This window comes from Leisingera sp. CC-HEC096 (assembly GCF_059429235.1).
The window spans coordinates 3,609,587-3,631,314 of the sequence record NZ_JCAIJS010000001.1 but is presented as its reverse complement, the minus strand read 5'-3'; the positions used below and the strand labels follow the sequence as shown (position 1 = coordinate 3,631,314).

Sequence of the window (21,728 nt, the reverse complement as noted above, 5' to 3'; positions counted from 1 at the left end):
ACGCCCGGCAAAGCGCCTTGTGAAGGCAAAATGCCAACTATGCCTGGGTGCCGCGGGCCGCCAGAGGCAAGTTGCCGCAGCGCAGCGGCTGCCGCGGGGCGCGGCCGCTTTCCGTTGCGGAAACAGACGTTTCAGCGCGCCTGCTGCTGCCGCCTGAGCCAGGCGATGAACTTGCGCGCCTCTGCCCGCAGCACGCCGGGGCGGGCGGCGATGTGGTAGCCTCGGCCTTCGCCCTCGGTGAACAGCGCCAGCAGCCTGCCCTCTGCCAAGTCTTCCTCGACAAAGGCGCGCACACTGACCGCGACACCCTGCCCCGCCTTCACTGCCTGCATCAGCAGGTTGCCCGGCAGCCGGGTGCGGGGGCCGCGCAGGCCTTGGCTGACGCCGCGCGACTGCAGCCAGTGGCTGGCCTCGGAGGTGCCCAGCTCTTCCAGCCATGGCAGGTCCAGCAGGTCCTCCGGCGCCGTTACGCTCCGCCCGTCCAGCAGCCCCGGCGCGGCAATAACCACCATCGGCGAGGCCAGCAGCAGCTCCGTTTCCAGCCCCGGCCAGTTGCCGTCGCCATAGCGCAGCGCGATGTCGATGCCGCCGGGCTTCAGTTCGACAAGGCCGCCGGAGGGGTCCAGGACCAGGTCGATGCCGGGATGTTCTGCCTGGAACCCCGGCAGCCGCGGCATCAGCCAGTGGGCGGCAAACATCGGTGTGCAAGTGACATGCAGCGGGCGGGCGGCGCTGGAGCGGGACAGTTCCTGCACAGCCGTCTGGATTGCGCCAAAGCCCAGCTGCAGCGCCCGGGCCAGATGCGCCCCTTCTGAGGTCAGCTCCAGCGCCCGGCCGCTGCGGTCCAGCAAGGCGACGCCCAGATGCGCCTCCAGTGCCCTCAGCTGCTGGCTGATGGCAGCGTGGCTGACATTCAGTGCGACGCCTGCCTGCACCACGTTTCCGGCCTCAGCGAAAGCAGCAAAAGCGCGCAGAGATGCAAGCGGCGGCATGTGCGACCAGTTCATATGTAATTTCACCATACATGTTGCGATTTTTCTTAACTCGCAGGAATCACCCGCTCGCGCAAGGATCAGGAACAGACAGCAGGATAGGAGGCTGACCCATGCTGACCGATATCTACGCCCGCTCGATGCTGACCGCGGCACGCCAGGACTGCGTGAAACTTCGCGATATGCCCGCCGCCAGACCGCTGCCGCGCGCCTATGAGGCACCGCGCCGCCGCGCGGGGCTGCTGAAACGGCTGGCGCTTTGGCTGCGCCGCCGCCCGGCCAGGACGCGCTGCATCCATCCGCAGAACATCTGAGGGTTTGATCCTGAGGAGAGAAAGAAAAAGCGCCGGTTTTCCAGGAAACGCGCGAACAGATCGGAAAACCGGCGCATAGCCCGTTTGGCCTGCACGTCGGCCTTGCGGGATCTCATGCTGCCCGGGAGGGGGATGTTGGCTGGGCAGCAATCTCTTTCACCTGTGTGTTTAGCCCGGTTCGCCGCGGGGCTGTTTGACACGGATCAAACAGACGCAAAAATTTGCCCGTCTCCGGCAAAAAACTACTCTCATTTCATGGCCAAGGGAGAGAACGGACAGGCAGACGCCGGGAAACGCGCTCCGCTGTCGGCGGCCGAGGTCGGCGCTTTGGCGCATTTGTACCGCGGCGAGGTTTATCGCAGCGTTATGTGGCGCACCCGGCTGGACATCACCACCAACTGGGCGGTGGTGACGCTGGGTGTTGCGCTGTCGATTTCCTATTCCTCACCCGAGGCCTCGCCGCTGCCGCTGATCCTGGTCGGCATCCTGATCATCTTCTTCCTGATGCTGGAGGCGCGGCGCTACCGGTTCTACAACGTCTTCCGCGCCCGGGCCCGCTGGCTGGAGAAGCATTTCTACGCGCCCATGCTGCATGACGGCGACCTGCATCTGGAGGAAAACTGGCAGAAGGTTCTGGCGCATGACTACAACCGGCCGGACTATCACATCAACCTGCTGCAATCGATCGGGCGGCGGATCAAGCGCAACTACCTGTGGGTGCTGCTGATCCAGTCGCTGGCCTATGCCGGCAAGATCGCGGTGCACCCGCGCCCGATCGAGTCATTCGACCAGGCGCTGGAACGGGCGGAGATCGGGCCGCTGCCGGGCGGCGTGGTGATCGTGTTCGGCGTTCTTTATGTGGTGAGCTGGAGCTGCATTGCCGTCTGGAGCAGCCTCTATGACCAGCAGGGTCTGGGCATCCGCCCGCCGGCGGCGGGGCGCAAGCCCAAGACCCTGGCCGACTCGGCGGCGGCTCAGGCCGCGGGCCAAAGCCACCAGAGATAGGCGCAGTAGCCTGCCAGCAGTACCGCGCCCTCGCGCCGGGACACCCGCAGGCCAGTCCAGGCCAGCACAAGCAGCGCAAGCGACACCAGCACCATCAACGGGTTGTCGAACCCCACGATCTGATCCGGCACAGGCGATGGTGCGATCGCCGCGGTGACGCCGCCGATGCCGAGGATGTTGTAGATGTTGGAGCCGACGATATTGCCAAACGCCATGTCACCCTGACGCCGCAGCGCCGCCATCACCGAGGTCGCGAGTTCCGGCGCCGAGGTGCCGATGGCAACGATGGTGAGGCCAATCACAGTTTCCGAGACTGCCAGCGAACGGGCCAGCTGCACTGCGCCGTCCACCAGCAAGCCGCCGCCTGCCACAACCAGGCCAAGCCCTGCCAGTGCAATAGCCAGCGAGGACCACAAGCCTGGCCGGTCGGCTGGCGCAGGTGCCGGGTCCGCAGGCGTGAGCGCCGGGTCCAGCGCCTCCAGCGCCGCCGCCTTCTCATGCAGCGCACCATGCCCCTCATCCGGCTCAGCTGCGCTGCCGGTTGCCGCGTTAGCCGGGCCGGCCGCAGGCACAGCCACGGCTGCCCCGGCGCGCTCCTGGCGGAAGGCAAGGAAAATATAGCCGGCGAGCGCCAGCACGAAGAGGATGCCCGCGGTGCGGGTGACCGGCATCACCGCCGCCAGCGCCGCAAACACTACTGCGGCCGCCAGCATCACTGCCCCGTCACGCTTCAGCGCCGCCGACCGCACCGCCATCGGTGCAATCAGGGCCGAGAGCCCGGCGATCAGCAGGATGTTGGCGATGTTGGAGCCGACGATATTGCCATAGGCAATGCCGGGTGCGCCCGAAAGCGCGGCGCGCACCGACGTCACCAGCTCTGGCGCCGAGGTGCCGAAGCCGACAAGGGTGAGGCCGATGACCAGCGGCGACACTCCGAAGCGCTCCGCAACGCGCACTGCCCCTCGGACGAGGAACTCGCCGCCCAGGATCAGCAGAAGAAGCCCGCCCAGAAGCGCCAGCCAGATATCGAACACGTTTAATCTCTCCGGGAATGCGCCCCTTGCCCTTGCCAAGCGCCGCGCAGCTGACGCCCCTGCTGCGCCCCTCATCTTCCTAAGCAGAGCAGATTGGCCAGCAAGCGTCCAGCGCGGAAGTGAGATTTCGCCTTCTAGTTTTCAAGAGGCCGAGGCGGTCATTTCTCCGCGGTATCCCAGGCGCAGCCCGCTGCGCCCCTGCTAAGTTACTGGCTCAGGGTCTCCACCGACAGGATTGTTGGCAGGTGCCGGGCGATTTCGCTCCAGTTTTCGCCCTCGTCAAAGCTGGCAAAGACCGAGCCCGAGTTAGTTCCGAAATAGAGGCCCGCCTCTGCATCAGTAGCCATCGACTGCCGCAGCACCGTGAAGAAGCAGTTGCCTTGCGGCAGCCCGTCCCGCTTGGCCGCCCACGTTTCACCGCCGTCGGTGGATTTCCAAACCGCGGCCGATGCATCAGGCGGGAAACGGCCGTCCGCGTCGCCGTTCAGCGGCAGCACCCAGATTGTATCCGGGTCGTGCGGGTGGATCGCAACCGGGAAGCCGAAGGTGGACGGCAGCCCGGTGGTGATATCGCTCCAGGTGCGCCCGCCATCCGTGCTGCGGTAGGTGCCGTGGTGGTTCTGCTGATAGAGCAAATCGCCAGGGCCGCGCTGCATGTTGTGCACGCAATGGCCGGTTTCGCCGTTCTGCGGCGCGGCGGGGTGATGGTGCCCGGTGCAGACCGTGTCGTTAGACAGGCGATTGCGGCGTTCCCAGGTCTTGCCGCCGTCCTCCGTGGCGAAAACCCCTGCCGCAGATATGCCCAGCCACATCTTGCCGGCGCTGCCAGGGTCGCTAAGCAAAGTGTGCAGCACCAGCCCGGCCGCGCCGGGGTTCCAGCTGTCGCGGGACGGATGATTTTCGAGCGCGGTATTCTTCTGCCATGTCCTGCCGCCATCCGCGCTGGACAAAAGTTCGGCGGGATTGGTGCCCGCGTGGAGTACCCCATGCGCACTGTGCAGCGACCAGACGGCCTTGAGGTTTTCAAAGGGAACCTCGGTGGGCTCCCAATTGAAGAAAGCCGCCGTTTCCCGGTCCGAGGCGGCCCATTCGTCGATCTGGCCGTTTGAAAGCTTGGACAGCTCCCAGGCCACGCCATCCTCGGAACGCCAGACCCCTGCCCCGTGCCACTCGCCGCCCCCGCCCGCCCAAAGTGTGCCGCTGTCCGGGTCACCGATGACGTGGTTGATGCTCCATCCATCGCAGTGGGGGCCTGAAACGGACCAGTCCTTGCCCCGCGGGGTCAGAATAAAGGCGCCTTTGGTCGTGCCAAGAAGAATGCGTGCGGATGCGGTCATAGCTGGCCTCCAAGCGCAAGGGTACCACAACCTATCAGAGATGTCGCATGTGCAAGGGCGGCAGGGCGGAAACTGGCTGTTCCAGGCCTTCGCGGCCTTACGGCCGGGCAGGTGCCGGTGGCGGCCAGACGAAAAAAGGGCCGCCCGCAGGCAGCCCCTTCGATCTTCTTCTAAAACCCGGTCCGGCTTATTCGCCGCCGCCCAGCTGGTGGACATAGGCCGAGACGGCGCGGATTTGCGCTTCGGTCAGGCGGGTATTCCAGGCCGGCATCACGCCATAGCGCGAGTTGCTCACGGTCTCGGTCAGAGTGGCGTAGTCGCCGCCATAGAGCCAGATCGCATCGGCCAGGTTCGGCGCGCCCTGCGAGCGGTCGCCGGTGCCGTCTTCCATGTGGCAGGAGGCGCAGTTATCGGCAAAGACTACCGAACCAGCCTCGACCTTGGACGCATCCTGCGGCTCACCCGACAGGGACATCACGTAGTTGACCACCTGGCTGATCTCTTCTTTTTCAAGAAGCTCATCGCGGCCGAAGGCAGGCATCTCGGAGTAGCGCGCGTCGTCGCTGTCCTCGTTGCGGATGCCGTGCGCGATGGTGGCATGGATGTCCTCCACCGAGCCGCCCCAGAGCCAGTCGTCGTCCAGGAGGTTCGGGTAGCCCTTGGCACCGGCCGCGCCGGAGCCGTGGCACTGGGCGCACCAGGTCTTGAACACGGCGGAGCCTGCAGACACTGCGTATGTGTTCAGTTCCGTGTCACCCGCGATAGCAGTCAGCTCAGCTGCTTCCAGCTTGGCGTTGACCGGCGCGTTGGCTTCTTCCACCGCGGTGATCTCGGCCGCCACGTCGCCGCGGGTCGACCAGCCCAGGATGCCTGCGGTGGCCGAGTTGACCAGCGGCCAGGCCGGATAGGCGATGGTGTAGAGGACGCCCCAGATGATGGTGGCGTAGAAGGTCCACAGCCACCAGCGCGGCATCGGGTTGTCGAATTCCTCGATCCCGTCCCACTCATGGCCGGTGGTGTTCGGATCGCCCTCGAACTTTTTCGATTTTTTGCTCATGCCCTCGCCTCCTTAGTCGCGGCGGGTTTGTCGTCGCCCTTGCGGGGCGCTGCTGCATCGGCTCCCCGGCGGGGCGCCGGTGCATCAACGTGGCGGAACGGGATGTTTGCGGTATCCTCGTAGGCCTTGGTGCTGCCTGGGCGGAACGCCCAGACAATGATGCCGATGAAGACGATGAACAGGAACAGCAGCATCCAGCTGTCTGCAAATTCCCGCAGGAGTGTATAGAGTTCCATCCTATCCTCCCTTACCGGCTTGCATCCGGGGTGAAGGTCGAGAAGTCGACCAGCGTGCCCAGCATCTGCAGATAGGCGATCAGCGCATCGGCCTCGGAGACACCTGGCTGACCATCGAAGTTGCGCACGTTGACCTTGTCGCCATAGCGCTCCAGCAGCCCGTCATAGTCGCTGTCCGGATCCGCCTGGGCGCGGAAGTCGGCCTGTGCGGTCTCGATCATCTCCTCGCTGTAGGGCGTGCCCAGCATGGCGTTGGTGGCCATGATGTCGCCGATGTATTTGCCGTCGATCTTCTTCTCTTCGAGGAAGCCGTATTTCGGCATCACCGATTCCGGCACAACGGCCTGCGGGTCGCGCAGGTGGTCGACGTGCCACTCATCCGAGTAGCGGCCGCCCACCCGGGCCAGGTCCGGCCCGGTCCGCTTGGAGCCCCACTGGAACGGGCGGTCGTACATCGACTCCGCCGCCAGCGAGTAGTGGCCGTAGCGTTCGACCTCGTCGCGCATCGGGCGGATCATCTGGCTGTGGCAGACATAGCAGCCTTCCCGGATATAGACCTCGCGGCCTGCCAGTTCGAGCGGGGTGTAGGGACGCATGCCCTCCACCTCCTCGATGGTGTTTTCCAGGTAGAACAGCGGTGTGATCTGCACCAGTCCGCCGATGGTCACGACCAGGAAGCTGCAAATCAGCAGGAGGGTCGCGTTGGTCTCGAGGATCTTATGTTTGTCGAGAATTGCCATTGCTCCGGCCCTCCTTATTCAGCCGGGACCTGAACCGACAGGCTGGCCTCTTTGGCCGGTGCCCGGCGGACGGTCATCCACAGGTTGTAGCACATGATGATGGACCCTGCGAGGAACATGACCCCGCCCAGACCGCGCACCACATACATCGGGAACTTCGCTGCCACGGTGTCGGCAAAGGAATTCACCAGGAAGCCGTTGGCGTCCACTTCGCGCCACATCAGGCCTTCCATGATACCGGTCACCCACATCGACGCGGCGTAGAGCACGATACCGATGGTGGCGAGCCAGAAGTGCCAGGACACCAGGCTGAGGCTGTACAGGCGCTCACGCTTCCACAGCACAGGCACCAGGTAGTACAGCGCGCCGAAGGTGATCATGCCGTTCCAGCCGAGCGCGCCGGAGTGCACGTGGCCAATGGTCCAGTCAGTGTAGTGGCTCAGCGAGTTCACGGCGCGGATCGACATCATCGGGCCCTCAAAGGTGGACATGCCGTAGAAGCCGACGGAGATCACCATCATCCGGATCACCGGGTCGGTGCGCAGCTTGTCCCAGGCGCCCGAGAGCGTCATCAGGCCGTTGATCATGCCGCCCCAGCTGGGCATCCAAAGGATCACCGAGAACACCATGCCCAGGGTCGAGGCCCAGTCAGGCAGCGCGGTGTAGTGCAGGTGGTGCGGACCGGCCCAGATGTACAGGAAGATCAGCGCCCAGAAGTGGATGATCGACAGCTTGTAGGAGAACACGGGACGTTCGGCCTGCTTCGGGATGAAGTAGTACATCATGCCCAGGAAGCCTGCGGTCAAGAAGAAGCCCACGGCGTTGTGCCCGTACCACCACTGCACCATCGCATCCTGCACGCCCGGCCAGACGATCACGGACTTGGAACCCCAGATCGACACCGGAATGGTCGCGTTGTTGACCAGGTGCAGCATGGCCACGGTGACGATGAACGACAGGAAGAACCAGTTCGCCACGTAGATGTGCGGTTCCTTGCGTTTGATGATGGTGCCCAGGAACACGGCCAGATAGGCGACCCAGACGATGGTCAGCCACAGGTCAACGTACCATTCCGGCTCCGCGTATTCCTTGGACTGGGTGCCGCCCAGCAAGTAGCCGGTTGCCGCCAGCACGATGAACAGCTGGTAGCCCCAGAACACGAACCAGGCCAGGTTGCCGCCCCAGAGGCGCGCCGCGGAAGTCCGCTGCACCACGTAGAAGGAGGTTGCGATCAGCGCGTTGCCGCCAAATGCAAAAATCACTGCAGAAGTGTGCAGCGGGCGCAGGCGGCCGAAATTGGCAAACCCTTGCGCCCAATCGAAATTCAGTGCCGGAAAGGCCAGCTGGAACGCAATGAAGGTCCCTGCCAGAAACCCGACCACGCCCCAAAAGGCGGTTGCAATTGTACCAGCGCGCACAACGCTGTCGAAATACTCATTTTCCAGACCAACAACTGCCTTTTTCGGCTCGTTGGTGTGGCGCAAAGTATAGAGGAACAGGCCACCGGCCACGATCATCACGATGACCGCATGCACCTGGTAAGCCAGATCCCGCGCGTAATTGGTACCGATCATCGCAAACAGCGTGACCAGACCAAGCGCTATCAGCTTGATATAGTTAGACATCTTGCGTCCCTTTGCCGTGCCCCCGCGAATCCTGCGGATACGGGGACGTTAATAGACCGCGCTCTTCTTGCAAAACGCGCCTCCCTCCTGCCTTGATCTGCATCAAGACAATTCCTGGCAACATGTGACACTTCTTCCCGTGCAGTGAAAACCCCCGCGCCGGGGCCATGGGGGCCCGCGGCGCTGAGACCCCGCCGGGAGGTGTCATGTCCTACAAGTCCTTGCTTACCGTTCTGACGGCTGCGGAAACCGCAGCGGCGCCCCTGGCGCAAATTGCGGCCCTGGCAGAAGAGTTCGGCGCCCATGCCGATGCGCTCTGCCTCGGTGTCGACCGCACCCAGACGGGCTATTACTACGCTGGCGCCAATGCCATGGTGCTGCAGGAAACCCTGGCCCGCGCCCAGGAAGAGGCCGAAGCGGTCCAAGCCGGCGCCGAGGAGGCGCTGCAACGGGCGGGCGTGCCCTTTGCCACCGACAGCGGCGTGGCCCAGATCGCCGATCTTGGCCGCCACGTGGCGCGCCACGCGCGGTTCTCCGATCTGGTGGTGCTGGGCAAGCCCTATGGCAAGGAGAAACGCGCCGAGGCCGAGCCGATCGTCGAATCGGCGCTGTTCGAAGGCCGCGCGCCAGTGCTGGTGGTGCCGGACAAAGGCGAACCGCTGCGCAGGCCCAAAACCGTGCTGGTGGCCTGGAACGAAAGCCTTGAGGCGATGACCGCAATCCGCAAATCTCTGCCGTTCCTGGTTGGCGCCGACCTCGTGCGCATTGCGGTGATCGACCCGCCGCAGCATGGGCCAGAGCGTTCGGATCCAGGCGGCATGCTGGCGCAGATGCTGTCCCGCCACGGCGTCACCTGCGAAATCGACGTGCTCAGCAAGACGCTGACCCGGGTGTCGGACATCCTGAACCGCCATGCGGCGGATACCGCCGCCGACCTGATCGTGATGGGCGCCTACGGCCACTCCCGTTTCCGCGAGGCCATCCTCGGCGGCGCCACCCGCAACATGCTGGAACAGGCGGCGGTCCCGGTGCTGATGGCGCATTGATGCGCGCCGCAAGCTGATACTGATACAGACAAGAAAGGCGCCCCGCGGGGCGCCTTTTCTGTTTCGGGGCCTCGAGCGGCCTAGCTGGCCTTGCGGATCAGCCCGATCAGGAACAGCAGGATCACCGCGCCGATCGTGGCGTGGATCAGCGACCAGAAAAACCCTCCCCCTGCGGCAAAGCCCAGCGCCGGAAAGATCGTCCCGGCCAGAAAGGCGCCGACCACGCCGACGATGATATTGCCCAACAGGCCAAATCCGCGCCCCTGCATGATCTTGCCCGACAGCCACCCGGCCAGGGCTCCGATGATCAGCATCCCGATCACGCTTCCAAAATGCATTGCCGCCTCCGCTTTTGTGATGCGGCCAGTAGACCACAGTCCCTATGCCGGGTCACGCTCAAGGTTGAGGGCGCCCGGCGAACGGGCCGCTGCCAATCCCCCGTGGCTCTCCCGCCCGTCGTCGGCCCTTCTTGGCAGAAGGGCTTCCTCCCGTTGGGCATGGCACCGCTGCGCGGTGCCGGGCCCAAGGCCGCCAGCGGGTCCGGCGCAGCCGGGCACGCGCGGGCGCGGGAGCTTCCCGCCTCCTAGACGGAAAGCTGCTTTGGTCACGCCCACTTGGCCGCCGCGCGAGCCCGCGCTCGCTGGCCGCCTGCAACCGTCAGCACAAGAATCAGGAGAAAAAGAAGGACGCCGCCCGCCCGGTCAGCCCAGGAAGCCGCCGTCGCTGTCGTCGCCGGCCTCTTCCATCAGGCGGCGCATGTCGGGCACGGTCACATGCCGCTTGCCTTCCAGCTCGATAATGCCGTCCTTCTTGAGGGCGGAGATCTGGCGGCTCACGGTTTCCAGCGTCAGACCCAGGTAATCGGCCATCGCCTCGCGGGTCAGCGGCAGGTCGAACACCATCCGGTTGGTGGCCCCGCCCGGCGTCAGCGTCGCATCGCGGCGGGCGATGATGGCCAGGAGGCTGGCAATTTTCTCGCGTGCGGTCTTGCGGCCCAGGACCAGCATCCACTCGCGCGCCGCGTCCAGCTCGTCCAGCGTCATCTCCAGCAGCCGGTGCGCGATATGCGGCGTGCGCTCCATCAGCTCCTCGAAGGGCTTCTTGCGGAAGCAGCACATCACCACATCGGTGGTCGCAGCCACATCATAGGCCGCGCCTTCGCGGCCCGGGCGGCCGACAAAATCGCTGGGCAGCAAGAGCCCCACCATCTGGGTGCGCCCGTCCTCCATAGTCTGGGTCAGTGAGGCAATGCCCGACACAACCGAGCCGACGAAATTCATCACGTCGCCCGACCAGATGATCGGCTGCCCCGCCTCATAGGTGCGGTAGTATTTGATGGCGTCCAGCTCCTCCAGCTCATCCGCATTGCAGCGTGCGCAGACGGCACGGTGGCGGATCGGGCAGTCCCCGCATCTGGACTGTGACAGGATAGGAGCGTTCATTTGGGGGTCCGGTTGATCTGGGTCAAGGCTTGAGCTCGCGCGCTCCCTTAACGGTAATGGAATGGATCAGAAAGCTCAATTGGCCAAACTCGGTTTGTTTGACGCCAAAGTGCCGCGCTATACCAGTTATCCGACGGCGCCGCACTTTGGCAGATCGACCGATTCCGCACGGTTTTCCAGTTGGATGTCGAGCATTGCACCGGGCAGCAGCATCTCATTGTATGTTCATGTGCCTTTCTGCCGCAGATTATGCTGGTTTTGCGCCTGCCGCACGCAGGGCACCCAATCGGACGCGCCTGTGGCGGCCTATGTGGAAGTCCTCAAAGCGGAAATCGCCCTGCTCCGCCAGCAGCTGCCCGAGGGCATCACGCTATCGCGCCTGCATTGGGGCGGCGGCACTCCGACACTGCTGAACGCAGAGCAGATCCGGGATCTGGCGGCAGCGGTCACCGGCGCGTTTCCGCTTGCGCCTTATGCTGAGTTTTCGGTGGAGATCGACCCGAATGAGGTCGGCGACCGGCGCCTGGATGCGCTGGCCGAGTCGGGTATGAACCGCGCGTCTGTAGGGGTGCAGGATTTCGACAGCACCATTCAGCAGGCAATCGGCCGGATTCAGAGCTTCGAGACTACCAAGCAGGCCATCGACATGCTGCGGTCGCACGGGATCGGCAGCCTCAATGCCGATATCCTGTTCGGGCTGCCGCATCAGACCCCGGAGCGGATGACCGAAAGCGTGCAGAAGCTTTTGTCGCTCACCCCCGACCGGGTGGCGGTCTACGGCTATGCCCATGTGCCCTGGATGGCCGGGCGGCAAAGTATGATCCGGTCGGACACACTGCCAACGCCGGAGGCCCGGCTGGAGCTGTTTGAGACCGCGCGCCAACTTTTCTTGTGGGACGGATACCGGGAGATCGGCATCGATCATTTCTCGCGGCCCGAAGACGGGCTGGCTATTGCCCAGCGCAGCGGTCGGCTGAGGCGCAACTTCCAGGGCTATACCGACGATTCGGCAGACGTGCTGATCGGCATCGGCGCCTCCGCCATTTCGCGCTTCCCGCAAGGCTATGCCCAGAATGCACCCGGCACGTCGGACTACATCCGCGCCATCCGCGCAGGCCGGTTCGCCACCGCCCGCGGCCATGCGTTCCAGGGCGAGGATCTGCTGCGGGCGCGGCTGATCGAAGCGCTGATGTGCGATTTCCGGATCTGCCGCCAGGAGATCCTGGCCCGCTTTGATGTCTCCCCGGCCCGGCTCGACACGCTGCTGCGCGCAACGGCAGCGGCGTTTCCCGGGATGCTGCGACTGTCGCCCGCCGGCCTGGAGATCAAGCAGGAGGCCCGGCCTCTGACCCGGATGATTGCCCGCAGCCTGGACGCCTATGAGCTGAGCAAAACCGGGCACAGTCCTGCGATCTGATCCCGCTGCGGCATCGGGATATCGGAATCGATAGCTGGCACGGCCTTTAAGCCGCCTGCACACTGGCACTGTGCTTCGGGATTCCCCATCGCTGCGCTTACGAAGAGCTTTCCACGTTTGCGGGCTTTGTTCCTCCCGAAGCACTAATGGGGCTGCTGCTTCATTTGAGCTGCGGCCCGCCGCAACGGGTGATTTATGCCCGCCTGGCTCTGGGGGACAGGGCGGCGCTGGCTTAGCAGTGCCGTAGCAATTAAGCGAAGGCCGGGATCTCTATCCCGGCCTGTTTCAGAACTCCAGCAGGCCCGCCTTTACAGCAATGGCGAGCGCTTCCTCCCGTGTTTTCGCGCCCAGTTTCTGACGCGCGGACAACAGGGTTTTGCGCACGGTGACTTCGGCGATGCCCAGCTCGTGCGCTATCCGGGTATTCAGATACCCTGCTGCAAGCAAAGCCAGAACCTGCTTTTCCCGGCCTGAGAGTGTCTTCCCGGCCCCCAAGTCATAAAGATCGAGACACTCCTCACCTTTGCCTGGCGCGCTGATAAATGCGGCGACGGCTGTTCCCGCCTGCCGGATCTTCTCGAACTGATCCGGGGTGAATTCCGAGGCCTTCTCGCGGGCGCAAAATACAACTGTCTTGCTGGTGTCCGGGCTGGCCCCGGCAAACCGCATGGCATACCCCAGCGTGTACCCCATATCCCAGGTTGTCCAATTGAAGTCCAAATGCCGCTGGCTTGGCGCCGCAGCGCGTTCCAATGTGCCGGTTATATGCAGGGACGGGTAGAAAGGCTGGGCAATTTCACAAACAAACTGATCCACCTCGTAAAATTTTTGGCTTGCATACTCGGTCAGGAATTCGCTGCTCATGCTGCTTCTCATCCAAAGAAGCCTGCGGGTTTTGATTTCAACCTCAGCCACGTTCAGCGCGGCGGCTCCAAGCGAGGCCATTACCTCGTTTGCAATACGCCACCGGTCAGCGCTGGTCTGTGCCGACATGAATCTTTCGTAAAGATCCATTCCCCCAATCTGCATTCGGATATTTTTGCATAATTTTACGGTATTTTGAACTGAATAAAAATTATGCACTCTATGCGCGCACTCAAAACAGCGGAAACATCCGCAACCTCAAGGGTTTATCCGGCAGCTGCCAAAAGCCTTCTGGTGTAGTCCTGCTGCGGATTGCGGAACAGGGCATCGGCCGGCCCGGCTTCGACCACATCGCCCTGGTTCATCACCAGCACATTGTGCGACATCGCCCGCACCACGTTCAGGTCGTGGCTGATGAACAGATACGCCAGCCCGTAACGCGCCTGCAGGTCGCGCAGCAGCTCGACGATCTGCACCTGCACGGTCATGTCCAGCGCCGAGGTCGGCTCGTCCAGCACCACCAGTTTGGGCCGCAGCACCATGGCGCGGGCAATGGCGATGCGCTGGCGCTGGCCGCCGGAGAACTCATGCGGGTAGCGGTCCATTGCGGCCGGGTCCAGCCCCACCTCGCGCATGACTTCAGCCACCAGCTCGCGCGTGTCGCGGTGCTGGTCCACCTTGTGGATCGCCAGCCCCTCCGCGATGATCTGGGCGCAGGTCATCCGCGGGCTGAGCGAGCCGAACGGGTCCTGAAACACAATCTGCATGTCCTTTCGCAAGCGCCGCAGGTCACGTGTCGACCATTTGCGCAGGTCCTGGCCTTGGAAGGTCACCGCGCCTTCCGACGCGATCAGCCGCATGATGGCCAGCGCCAGCGTGGTCTTGCCGGAGCCGCTCTCGCCGACAATGCCCAGCGTCTCGCCTGCCATGACCGAGACCGTCACCGGGTTCACTGCCTTCACGTGCCCCACTGTGCGTTTCAGCAGGCCGCGCTGGATCGGGAACCAGACCTTGAGATCGCGGGTGGCCACCAACTCCTGGGCGCCTTGCGGCACCGGCGGCGGCGTGCCGGAGGGCTCTGCCGCCAGCAGTTTCTGCGTATAGGGATGCTGCGGGTTGGCAAAGATCTCCGCTGCCGGGCCTTCCTCGACAATTTCGCCGTCCTTCATCACGCAGACCCGGTCGGCAATGCGGCGCACGATGCCGAGGTCATGGGTGATAAACAACAGCCCCATGCTCTCGCTTTCCTTCAGCTCCGCCAGGAGGTCGAGAATCTGCGCCTGGATGGTCACATCGAGCGCCGTGGTCGGCTCATCCGCAATCAGGATGTCGGGCTTATTGGCCAGCGCCATGGCGATCATCACCCGCTGCCGCTGCCCGCCCGACAACTGGTGCGGATAGGCGCTGAGCCGGTTTTCCGCGTCGCGGATGCCGACCTTCTCCATCAGTTCCAGAATGCGCGCCCGCGCCGCCTTGCCGGTCAGCCCCTGGTGCAGCGCCAGCGATTCCTCCAGCTGGCGTTCGATGGTGTGCAGCGGGTTGAGCGAGGTCATCGGCTCCTGGAAGATGAAGCTGATGTCATTGCCGCGCACCTGCATCAGGTGCTTCTCGTCGGCGCCGACCATTTCGGTGCCGTCATAGGTGACGGAGCCCTCGACGATGGCGCTGTCGCCCAGCAGCGACACCGTGGAGAGCGCCGAGACCGATTTGCCGGAGCCGCTCTCGCCGACCAGCGCCACGGTCTCGCCGCGGCCCACCGAAAAGGAGACGCCGCGCACCGCCTGGGTGATCTTGCCGTCCTGCCGGAAGGAGACGCGGAGGTTCTGTACGTTGAGGAGGGGCGTATTCGTTTCGGTCATTGTTCTTCCCCTTGCGGTACCACGATGAGGGCAATGCCCGTCCGCGGGCGGAAACGAAGTGCCCGCCCATGGGGGCGGACGGGCACTGCCCGGCGTACCACCGGGCGGAGCAGATCAATTTCGCCTGCCCCACTCATGAAAACGTTTTCCTCGGATCGAATGCATCGCGCACGCCTTCAAAGATGAACACCAGCAGCGACAGCATGATGGCGAAGGTGAAGAAGGCGGTGAAGGCCAGCCAGGGCGCCTCCAGGTTTTGCTTGGCTTGCAAGGTCAGCTCGCCCAAAGACGGCGCCGAGGACGGCAGGCCGAAGCCAAGGAAGTCCAGCCCCGCCAGCGCCGAGATGGTGCCGGTCACGATGAACGGCAGCATGGTCAGCGTCGCCACCATCGCATTGGGCAGCATGTGGCGGAACATGATGGTCATATTGCCGACCCCCAGCGCCTTGGCAGCGCGGACATATTCCAGGTTGCGGGCACGCAGGAACTCGGCCCTGACCACGCCGACCAGCGCAGTCCAGCCGAACAGCACCATCAGGAACACCAAGAGCCAGAAACTGCGCCCCAGGATCGCAAACATGATGATGATCACGTAAAGCGTCGGGGTGGAGCTCCAGATCTCAATGATGCGCTGGAACACCAGGTCCAGCCAGCCGCCGAAATAGCCCTGCACCGCCCCCGCCAGGATGCCCAGCACCGTGGCGGCACCGGTCACGATCAGGGTGAACAGGATCGACAGGCGGAAGCCGTGGATCACCCGCGCCAGCACATCGCGCTTGGTGTCATCGGTGCCCAAGAGGTTCTGCCCGTTGGGCGGCAGCGGCGCCGCGCCGGGGCGGTCGACGGTCGTATTGTAGCTGTAGGGGATCGGCGGCCAGAGGGTCCAGCCTTCCTCGAACCCCTCCGCGGCATAGGTGCCTGCGGAGATATCCTCCAGGATCGTCTCCGGTTCATCAAAGCAATCCTCGATCCCGCCGGAGCGGATCAGGCATTCCACCTCCGGGTCGCTGTAAATCGCCTCGGTCCGGAAGTCGCCGCCGAATTGGGTCTCCGGGTAGAACTTGAACACTGGCGTGTAGATCTCTCCGCGGTAGCTCACCAGGATCGGTTTGTCGTTGGCGATGAACTCGGCGAACAGCGACAGCGTGAAAAGCACGGTGAAAAGGATCAGTGACCAGAAGGCGCGCTTGTTCTTGCGGAAATTGTTCCAGCGGCGCTGGTTCAGGGGGGAGAGTGCCATTATTCAGGTCTCCTGCATCCGGACAGGCACGACGCCCCGCCCGGCCGATAGGCCGGGCAGCGCCCGACCTCCCCCACGGGAGGGCGCTTCGCACCCACCCGAGGCCGGGCCCTGCCCTATGCGTTCCACGGTGAGGGTCATCTGTCAGCCCTCCCGCTTTTCAAAGTCGATGCGCGGATCGACCAGCACGTACATCAGGTCAGAGATGATGCCAACCACCAGGCTCATCAGGCCGAAGATGAACAGAGTGCCGAAGATCACCGGGTAATCGCGCGCCACCGCCGCCTCGAACCCCAGCCGCCCCAGGCCGTCGAGCGAGAAGATCGTCTCGATGATCAGCGAGCCGGAGAAGAAGATGCCGATAAACACAGACGGGAAGCCCGCGATCACGATCAGCATCGCGTTGCGGAACACATGGCCATAGAGCACCCGGTTCTCGCTGAGGCCCTTGGCGCGGGCGGTCATCACATAGTGCTTCTTGATTTCGTCGAGGAAGGAGTTCTTGGTCAGCAGCGTCAGCGTTGCAAAGGCGCCGATGGTCGAGGCCAGCACCGGCAGCGCGATGTGCCAGAAGTAATCGCCGATCTTGCCCAGCAGGTTCAGCTGTTCCCAATTGTCCGAGGTCAGCCCGCGCAGCGGGAAGATCTGCCAGTAGGAGCCGCCGGCAAACAGCACCAGCAGCATGATGGCGAACAGAAAGGATGGGATTGCATAGGCTGCGATAATCACGCCGCTGGTCCAGGTGTCGAACCGCGAACCATCTCCCAGCGCCTTGCGGATGCCCATCGGGATAGAGATCAGATAAGCGATCACCGTCGACCACAGGCCGAGCGAAATCGACACCGGCATTTTCTCCAGCACCAGGTCAGTCACCTCGATCTTGCGGAAATAACTTTCGCCGAAATCAAACTGCACATAGTTCCACAGCATCGTCAGGAACCGCTCCAAGGGCGGCTTGTCGAGACCGAACTGCTGCTCCAGCTCCTTGATCAGCTCCGGCGGCAGGCCCTGGCGGCCGGCATAGTTCTCGTTGGCGCTGATCGCCTCGGTGCCGGTATCGCCGCCGCCGCCAGCAAAGCCCTCGAACACGTCACCTCCGCCTTCCAGCTGGGCGATGATCTGTTCCACGGGGCCGCCCGGCACAAACTGCACCAGGGCAAAGTTCACCAGCAGGATCCCGAACAGCGTCGGGATCACCAGAAGCAGGCGTCGGAGGATATAGGCTGCCATGTGCTTGTCTTCTTACCGCAGGGCGCCGGCCGATTTGAGCTCAGCCTCTCGGGCGGCGTCGATCCACCACAGGTCCAGCAGGCCGGTGTCATACGGCGGCAATTTCTCCGGGTGGCGGTACATGTCCCAATAGGCAATCCAGTTCACGTCCAGATACCAGGTCGGCACCATGAAGCGCTTGGCGCGCAGCACCCGGTCCAGCGCACGGGCATTGGCGCGCAGCTCCTCCTGGGTCTTGGCGTTGACGATATTGCCGATCAGCGCATCCACCGCCGGATCGGCAAGGCCTGCCGGGTTGAACACCGAGTATTCATGCGCCTCGGAGCCGAAATACTGGTAGAGGCCGGTCGAGGGCTCCAGCGACATCGGGTAGGCATGGGAGATCATGTCGAACTCCTTTTCCCGGCGGCGGCTGGTGTACTGGGCGTAATCCACCCGGTTCAGCACCGCATCCACTCCCATGGTACGCAGGTTGCTGATATAGGGCTGCACGATGCGTTCGATGGTCGGGCTGTCGGCGAGGAATTCGACCTTCAGCACCTTGCCTTCGGCGTTGCGGCGCACCCCGTCATCGCCAACGGTCCAGCCGGCCTCTTCCAGCAGCTTCATCGCCCGGCGCAGGTTCTTGCGGTCGCCCGGCCGCGACGCCTTGGAGCTATGCGCCATCACCGGCTCCGAGGTCAGAATTGACGGGTCGATCTGATCGCCTAGCGCTTCCAGCACCTCTTTCTCGCGGCCCTCCGGCAGGCCCCTCGCCGCAAGCGGAGAGTCCTGCCAGAAGGAGGAGCGGTGGCGGAACAGCCCGTATTGCAGGCTTTCGTTTGTCCATTCGAAATTGAACGCCAGCTGCATCGCCTCCCGCACACGGATGTCCTGGAACTTGGGCTTAAGCAGGTTCATCACAAAGCCATTGGCGGCGGGCACGTTGCCGTCCGGGATTTCGCCCTTGATCACTTGGCCCTTTTCCACCGCGGCAAAGTCATAGGCGGTGGCCCAGCTTTTGGAATTGTTCTCCGGCCGCAAGGTATAGACCCCTGCCTTGAACCCTTCCATCGCAGCAATCGCGTCGCCGAAATACTCCACCCGGATGCGGTCATAGTTGTGGCGGCCCACGTTCACATTCAGGTCTGCGCCCCAATAGTTGGGGTTGCGCTTGTAGGTGATGCGCTGGTTCACCTCGGCGCTTTCCAGCATGTAGGGGCCGGAGCCGATGCCCGGATCCAGCCGCGGCTCATCCAAGCGGCGGTTCTCTGGGTCTGCCTCGAACCAGGCTTTGGAGAACACCGGCGTGCCGCCCACCTGGGTGATCATCGCCCGGCGCGGGAAGTCCGGGCTGAAATGGAACTTCACCCGGTGCGGCCCCAGTGCCTCGGCCTTGGGGATGCGTTTGCGCACCGCCTCGGCATAGGATTTCAGGCCCTGGTCCAGCAGGATGTTGTGGGAGAACACGACATCGTTCGCAGTAACTGGGGAGCCGTCGGAAAAAGTCGCCTCGGGGCGCAGGTTAAAAATCACCCAATCCTGGCTTTCGGGGTATTCCAGGCTCTCGGCAATCAGCCCGTAGTAGGAGCCGGGCTCATCATAGGATTCCACCAGCAGGCTTTCGAAATGGTCCGACGACAGCGCCCCTGCCCTTCCCTTGCGGGTGAAGGGGTTCATGCTGTCAAAGGTGCCGACAGCAGAGATTGACAGCTCGCCGCCCTTTGGCGCCTCCGGGTTCACATAGTCGAAATGGGCGAAGCCTTCCGGGTATTTCAGCTCGCCGAACTCGGCAAAGCCGTGGCTCTTGATGATGGTCTCTTCCGCCTTGGCCAGCGTGGCTGCCGCAAGTGCCAGAATCAGACCCAAGGCCAGCGCCGCCGCGGCCTGCAGCGGGTTCACCCTGTCTTTCGCGCGCACGCGTGCCGCAGCTCGAGCGGTTTTCATCTGCCAAGACCTCCTATGCCCGGAACTTCGGCCCGGATTTTTCGCCCCCAAGCTAATGTCCGCAGGCGGTAACATTCAAGTTGAGATTGGGTGATTGGGAGCGTGATCTGGGCATAAAGCAGCCGAAACAAGGACCTGCGCGCAACCGCGCTTGCGCGAAATAAAATTGCCTGCCAGCCTCACATCACGATTGCGTTATGGAATGAGGGAGTCTGCCGATGCTGAAGTCAATGAAATTTGCCGCGCTTGCGGTTGCCGGAGCCGCCGCGCTCAGCGCCTGCGCCCAGCAGGAAGAAGAAGTGGTCTACAGCAGCCCGGAAGAGGCATATTGCGTGCAGACCGGCGGCAGTTACGTGCTGCGCAGCGGCAAGGCCGGCACCATCGGCGTCTGCATCCTGCCCGACGGCACAGAGCGCGATGCGCTGGCATATTACCGGGAGAACAATCCGGCCTAAGCCGGCGCCACTCGCGAGGGCATCAAAAAAAGCCGCTGCGGTCTGCAGCGGCTTCTTTGTTTGGATAGCTGGGACAGCGGTCCGGATCAGTCGTCCAGGCTGTCCAGATAGGCGATGAGGTTCACCCGGTCGGCCTGCTTCTTCAGGCCGGCGAACGACATGGTGGTGCCGGAGGCATAGGCAGACGGCTTGGCCAGGAAGGCGTCCAGCTCTTCCGGGGTCCAAGCGCCCGGCAGTGCGGAAAGGGCACCGGAGTAGCCAAAGCCCGGCGCGGCGGCGATTTCGCGGCCGACAATACCATACAGGTACGGGCCGGTGGCGTTGGCGCCATCTTCCAGCTTGTGGCAGGCAGAGCATTTCTTGAATACCTTGGCGCCTTTGGCGGCATCGGCGGAAGCCATCAGCTCTTCGAAGCTGACTTCCGGCTCGTCGCTGCCGGCGTCCTCGGCGGTGGCAACTTCGATCACATAGGAAGCCTCACCGTGGCTGTCCATGTGATACAGTACTTCTGCGCCCCATTTGCCCAGAAGGAATACCAGGAACGCGCCGCAGACGCCTGCGGTCGCTTTGGTGAGGGTCATCGTGTCAAACATGATCGCGAGTCCATTTAGCTGTCTGACGGGGTGTCTAAGGCTTCCCCTCCCAAGTGGCAAGGTATAGACAGCGCGACGAAACGCCCAAATATTGAAGTTTTGCACGGGGAACACACCCATGAGCCGCAAAATCGCCATTCAGGGGGAGCTGGGCTCCTACAGCCACGAGGCCTGCCGCATCGCCCGCCCCGGCATGGAGGTGCTGGCCTGCCGCACCTTCGAGGACATTCTGGAGGCGGTGCGCACCGGCGAGGCAGAGCAGGCGATGCTGCCGGTGGAGAACTCCACCTACGGGCGGGTGGCCGACAGCCACCGGCTGCTGCCGCACAGCGGGCTGCACATTATCGACGAGGCCTTTGTGCGGGTGCATATCAACCTGCTGGCGGTGCCGGGGGCGAAACTGGAAGACATCCGCGAGGCGCATTCGCATCTGGTGCTGCTGCCGCAGTGCGGAACCTTCCTGCGCGAGCATGGCATCCGCGGCCGCGTCAGCCCCGACAACGCCCGCGCCGCCCGTGACGTGGCCGAGGCCGGCGACATCCACTCCGCCGCGCTGGCCAGCGAACTGGCGGGCGAGATTTACGGGCTGGAGGTGCTGGCCCGCCACATCGAGGATAACGGCGACAACACAACCCGCTTCCTGATCATGGCGCAAGAGCCGGATTACACCCGCCGCGGCGCCCACAACATGATCACCAGCTTCGTGTTTCAGGTGCGCAACATCCCGGCCGCTCTGTATAAAGCAATGGGCGGCTTTGCCACCAACGGCATCAACATGACCAAGCTGGAGAGCTACATGGTGGACGGGTCGTTCACCGCGACCCAGTTCTATGCCGATATCGAGGGCCACCCGGACGATGCCAATGTGCAGCTGGCGATGGACGAGCTGAGCTATTTCACCACCAATGTGGAAATACTCGGCGTCTACCCGGCAGACAACGGCCGGTTCTGAACCAGAACAAGGCAGGCAGGGGCGTTGCCCCTCTTGGCCTTAAGGCCAATTCACCCCAGGATATTTTCCGGCCAGATGAAGAGGCGGATCCCGCCACGCCCCAGCGTGGCGCCCGGCCCAACGGCGCGGCGCAATCTTTGATTGCACCAGAGCGGTCGGGAGCTTCCCTATTTAGGGTCAACTCAGTTGTTCCGCGGAGAGGGGGATAAGTGAGAGGCTGGACATCGACCCAAGCGGGGCTCGTTGTGGCTGCTTCCTTCCGGACCTGACCAGGTTGGCGAGGCGCTTGCCCGCGCCAACCTCTCGAATCTCGATATAAGCGCCGCTGCCGGGATTGGCAAGGGCCGTACCCGGCTTGCTTTCA

At 63.6% G+C, this 21,728-nt stretch carries 21 protein-coding genes and 1 other RNA gene; 6 read left to right on the top strand and 16 right to left on the bottom strand.

The genetic code is table 11. The features are described 5' to 3' along the window. Nucleotides 1-131 precede the first annotated feature (131 nt). Entirely contained in the window at nucleotides 132-1,007 is an 876-nt protein-coding gene (locus tag AC5STI_RS17560; RefSeq protein WP_495447780.1) for a LysR family transcriptional regulator, read from the bottom strand. 98 nt (nucleotides 1,008-1,105) lie between these two features. On the opposite strand from AC5STI_RS17560, the gene AC5STI_RS17555 reads away from it, so the two are divergent. After that, nucleotides 1,106-1,306, top strand: a complete 201-nt coding sequence (locus AC5STI_RS17555; protein WP_495447565.1) for a hypothetical protein — start codon at nucleotides 1,106-1,108, stop codon at nucleotides 1,304-1,306. A gap of 255 nt (nucleotides 1,307-1,561) precedes the next feature. Further along, a complete protein-coding gene (locus tag AC5STI_RS17550) occupies nucleotides 1,562-2,311 on the top strand; it encodes a DUF2270 domain-containing protein (RefSeq protein ID WP_475049967.1) in 750 nt (249 codons plus the stop codon). Here AC5STI_RS17550 and AC5STI_RS17545 read toward each other — a convergent pair. From AC5STI_RS17545 to ccoN, 6 genes are all read right to left on the bottom strand, one after another. Then, on the bottom strand, nucleotides 2,281-3,345 hold the full coding sequence (locus tag AC5STI_RS17545; RefSeq protein ID WP_495447564.1) for a calcium/sodium antiporter: 1,065 nt from the start codon (nucleotides 3,343-3,345) through the stop codon (nucleotides 2,281-2,283). The genes AC5STI_RS17550 and AC5STI_RS17545 overlap by 31 nt on opposite strands. Before the next feature lie 206 nt (nucleotides 3,346-3,551). After that, nucleotides 3,552-4,682 (bottom strand): WD40/YVTN/BNR-like repeat-containing protein, encoded by a 1,131-nt coding sequence (locus tag AC5STI_RS17540; protein ID WP_495447563.1) that lies wholly within the window; start codon nucleotides 4,680-4,682, stop codon nucleotides 3,552-3,554. 187 nt (nucleotides 4,683-4,869) lie between these two features. Beyond that, a complete protein-coding gene (ccoP, locus tag AC5STI_RS17535) occupies nucleotides 4,870-5,739 on the bottom strand; it encodes a cytochrome-c oxidase, cbb3-type subunit III (protein ID WP_475049960.1) in 870 nt (289 codons plus the stop codon). Then, entirely contained in the window at nucleotides 5,736-5,975 is a 240-nt protein-coding gene (locus tag AC5STI_RS17530) for a cbb3-type cytochrome c oxidase subunit 3 (protein WP_475049958.1), read from the bottom strand. Before AC5STI_RS17530 ends, ccoP begins: the two co-directional genes overlap by 4 nt. Nucleotides 5,976-5,986: 11 nt before the next feature. Continuing rightward, nucleotides 5,987-6,715: a cytochrome-c oxidase, cbb3-type subunit II gene (gene ccoO, locus AC5STI_RS17525; RefSeq protein WP_495447562.1), complete on the bottom strand. Its 729-nt coding sequence runs from the start codon at nucleotides 6,713-6,715 to the stop codon at nucleotides 5,987-5,989. 14 nt (nucleotides 6,716-6,729) lie between these two features. Continuing rightward, complete coding sequence (gene ccoN / locus AC5STI_RS17520; protein ID WP_490398436.1) at nucleotides 6,730-8,340, bottom strand: cytochrome-c oxidase, cbb3-type subunit I; 1,611 nt, start codon at nucleotides 8,338-8,340, stop codon at nucleotides 6,730-6,732. Between the two features lie 206 nt (nucleotides 8,341-8,546). Between ccoN and AC5STI_RS17515 the strand changes: the two genes are divergently transcribed. Beyond that, nucleotides 8,547-9,386 (top strand): universal stress protein, encoded by an 840-nt coding sequence (locus AC5STI_RS17515; protein WP_495447561.1) that lies wholly within the window; start codon nucleotides 8,547-8,549, stop codon nucleotides 9,384-9,386. 80 nt (nucleotides 9,387-9,466) lie between these two features. On the opposite strand, the gene AC5STI_RS17510 is transcribed toward AC5STI_RS17515, so the two are convergent. Both AC5STI_RS17510 and fnrL read right to left on the bottom strand, forming a co-directional pair. Then, entirely contained in the window at nucleotides 9,467-9,724 is a 258-nt protein-coding gene (locus AC5STI_RS17510) for a GlsB/YeaQ/YmgE family stress response membrane protein (RefSeq protein ID WP_475049946.1), read from the bottom strand. Between the two features lie 363 nt (nucleotides 9,725-10,087). Then, nucleotides 10,088-10,828: a transcriptional regulator FnrL gene (fnrL, locus tag AC5STI_RS17505; protein WP_058285088.1), complete on the bottom strand. Its 741-nt coding sequence runs from the start codon at nucleotides 10,826-10,828 to the stop codon at nucleotides 10,088-10,090. A gap of 61 nt (nucleotides 10,829-10,889) precedes the next feature. Here fnrL and hemN point away from each other — a divergent pair, with 61 nt between their 5' ends. Next, complete coding sequence (gene hemN, locus AC5STI_RS17500; RefSeq protein ID WP_495447560.1) at nucleotides 10,890-12,245, top strand: oxygen-independent coproporphyrinogen III oxidase; 1,356 nt, start codon at nucleotides 10,890-10,892, stop codon at nucleotides 12,243-12,245. A gap of 285 nt (nucleotides 12,246-12,530) precedes the next feature. Here hemN and AC5STI_RS17495 read toward each other — a convergent pair whose 3' ends face one another. From AC5STI_RS17495 to AC5STI_RS17475, 5 genes are all read right to left on the bottom strand, one after another. After that, complete coding sequence (locus AC5STI_RS17495; RefSeq protein WP_475049940.1) at nucleotides 12,531-13,259, bottom strand: helix-turn-helix transcriptional regulator; 729 nt, start codon at nucleotides 13,257-13,259, stop codon at nucleotides 12,531-12,533. Nucleotides 13,260-13,375: 116 nt separating this feature from the next. After that, on the bottom strand, nucleotides 13,376-14,968 hold the full coding sequence (locus AC5STI_RS17490; protein ID WP_495447559.1) for an ABC transporter ATP-binding protein: 1,593 nt from the start codon (nucleotides 14,966-14,968) through the stop codon (nucleotides 13,376-13,378). 133 nt (nucleotides 14,969-15,101) lie between these two features. Beyond that, complete coding sequence (locus AC5STI_RS17485) at nucleotides 15,102-16,208, bottom strand: ABC transporter permease (RefSeq protein ID WP_495447558.1); 1,107 nt, start codon at nucleotides 16,206-16,208, stop codon at nucleotides 15,102-15,104. Between the two features lie 144 nt (nucleotides 16,209-16,352). After that, nucleotides 16,353-17,438 (bottom strand): microcin C ABC transporter permease YejB, encoded by a 1,086-nt coding sequence (locus AC5STI_RS17480; RefSeq protein ID WP_495447557.1) that lies wholly within the window; start codon nucleotides 17,436-17,438, stop codon nucleotides 16,353-16,355. Between the two features lie 12 nt (nucleotides 17,439-17,450). Then, the gene (locus AC5STI_RS17475; RefSeq protein WP_495447556.1) at nucleotides 17,451-19,364 is read right to left on the bottom strand and encodes an extracellular solute-binding protein; all 1,914 of its coding nucleotides are present in this window, start codon (nucleotides 19,362-19,364) and stop codon (nucleotides 17,451-17,453) included. Nucleotides 19,365-19,582: 218 nt separating this feature from the next. Here AC5STI_RS17475 and AC5STI_RS17470 point away from each other — a divergent pair, with 218 nt between their 5' ends. Continuing rightward, entirely contained in the window at nucleotides 19,583-19,819 is a 237-nt protein-coding gene (locus tag AC5STI_RS17470) for a putative hemolysin (protein WP_475049929.1), read from the top strand. Nucleotides 19,820-19,905: 86 nt separating this feature from the next. Here the strand turns inward: AC5STI_RS17470 and AC5STI_RS17465 are convergent, their stop codons facing one another. Then, a complete protein-coding gene (locus AC5STI_RS17465) occupies nucleotides 19,906-20,412 on the bottom strand; it encodes a c-type cytochrome (protein WP_490398429.1) in 507 nt (168 codons plus the stop codon). Between the two features lie 118 nt (nucleotides 20,413-20,530). On the opposite strand from AC5STI_RS17465, the gene AC5STI_RS17460 reads away from it, so the two are divergent. Continuing rightward, nucleotides 20,531-21,364: a prephenate dehydratase gene (locus tag AC5STI_RS17460; protein WP_475049923.1), complete on the top strand. Its 834-nt coding sequence runs from the start codon at nucleotides 20,531-20,533 to the stop codon at nucleotides 21,362-21,364. A gap of 207 nt (nucleotides 21,365-21,571) precedes the next feature. On the opposite strand, the gene ffs is transcribed toward AC5STI_RS17460, so the two are convergent. Further along, nucleotides 21,572-21,670: signal recognition particle sRNA small type (ffs, locus tag AC5STI_RS17455), an RNA gene on the bottom strand. Nucleotides 21,671-21,728: the final 58 nt, after the last annotated feature.

Excerpts from the sequence above, each read along its gene's own strand:
- AC5STI_RS17560 (WP_495447780.1), bottom strand. The coding sequence starts at position 1,007 with ATGAACTGGTCGCACATGCCGCCGCTTGCATCTCTGCGCGCTTTTGCT.
- AC5STI_RS17555 (WP_495447565.1), top strand. The coding sequence starts at position 1,106 with ATGCTGACCGATATCTACGCCCGCTCGATGCTGACCGCGGCACGCCAG.
- AC5STI_RS17550 (WP_475049967.1), top strand. The coding sequence starts at position 1,562 with ATGGCCAAGGGAGAGAACGGACAGGCAGACGCCGGGAAACGCGCTCCG.
- AC5STI_RS17540 (WP_495447563.1), bottom strand. The coding sequence starts at position 4,682 with ATGACCGCATCCGCACGCATTCTTCTTGGCACGACCAAAGGCGCCTTT.
- ccoP (WP_475049960.1), bottom strand. The coding sequence starts at position 5,739 with ATGAGCAAAAAATCGAAAAAGTTCGAGGGCGATCCGAACACCACCGGC.
- AC5STI_RS17530 (WP_475049958.1), bottom strand. The coding sequence starts at position 5,975 with ATGGAACTCTATACACTCCTGCGGGAATTTGCAGACAGCTGGATGCTG.
- ccoO (WP_495447562.1), bottom strand. The coding sequence starts at position 6,715 with ATGGCAATTCTCGACAAACATAAGATCCTCGAGACCAACGCGACCCTC.
- ccoN (WP_490398436.1), bottom strand. The coding sequence starts at position 8,340 with ATGTCTAACTATATCAAGCTGATAGCGCTTGGTCTGGTCACGCTGTTT.
- AC5STI_RS17515 (WP_495447561.1), top strand. The coding sequence starts at position 8,547 with ATGTCCTACAAGTCCTTGCTTACCGTTCTGACGGCTGCGGAAACCGCA.
- AC5STI_RS17510 (WP_475049946.1), bottom strand. The coding sequence starts at position 9,724 with ATGCATTTTGGAAGCGTGATCGGGATGCTGATCATCGGAGCCCTGGCC.
- fnrL (WP_058285088.1), bottom strand. The coding sequence starts at position 10,828 with ATGAACGCTCCTATCCTGTCACAGTCCAGATGCGGGGACTGCCCGATC.
- hemN (WP_495447560.1), top strand. The coding sequence starts at position 10,890 with ATGGATCAGAAAGCTCAATTGGCCAAACTCGGTTTGTTTGACGCCAAA.
- AC5STI_RS17495 (WP_475049940.1), bottom strand. The coding sequence starts at position 13,259 with ATGGATCTTTACGAAAGATTCATGTCGGCACAGACCAGCGCTGACCGG.
- AC5STI_RS17490 (WP_495447559.1), bottom strand. The coding sequence starts at position 14,968 with ATGACCGAAACGAATACGCCCCTCCTCAACGTACAGAACCTCCGCGTC.
- AC5STI_RS17485 (WP_495447558.1), bottom strand. The coding sequence starts at position 16,208 with ATGGCACTCTCCCCCCTGAACCAGCGCCGCTGGAACAATTTCCGCAAG.
- AC5STI_RS17480 (WP_495447557.1), bottom strand. The coding sequence starts at position 17,438 with ATGGCAGCCTATATCCTCCGACGCCTGCTTCTGGTGATCCCGACGCTG.
- AC5STI_RS17475 (WP_495447556.1), bottom strand. The coding sequence starts at position 19,364 with ATGAAAACCGCTCGAGCTGCGGCACGCGTGCGCGCGAAAGACAGGGTG.
- AC5STI_RS17470 (WP_475049929.1), top strand. The coding sequence starts at position 19,583 with ATGCTGAAGTCAATGAAATTTGCCGCGCTTGCGGTTGCCGGAGCCGCC.
- AC5STI_RS17465 (WP_490398429.1), bottom strand. The coding sequence starts at position 20,412 with ATGTTTGACACGATGACCCTCACCAAAGCGACCGCAGGCGTCTGCGGC.
- AC5STI_RS17460 (WP_475049923.1), top strand. The coding sequence starts at position 20,531 with ATGAGCCGCAAAATCGCCATTCAGGGGGAGCTGGGCTCCTACAGCCAC.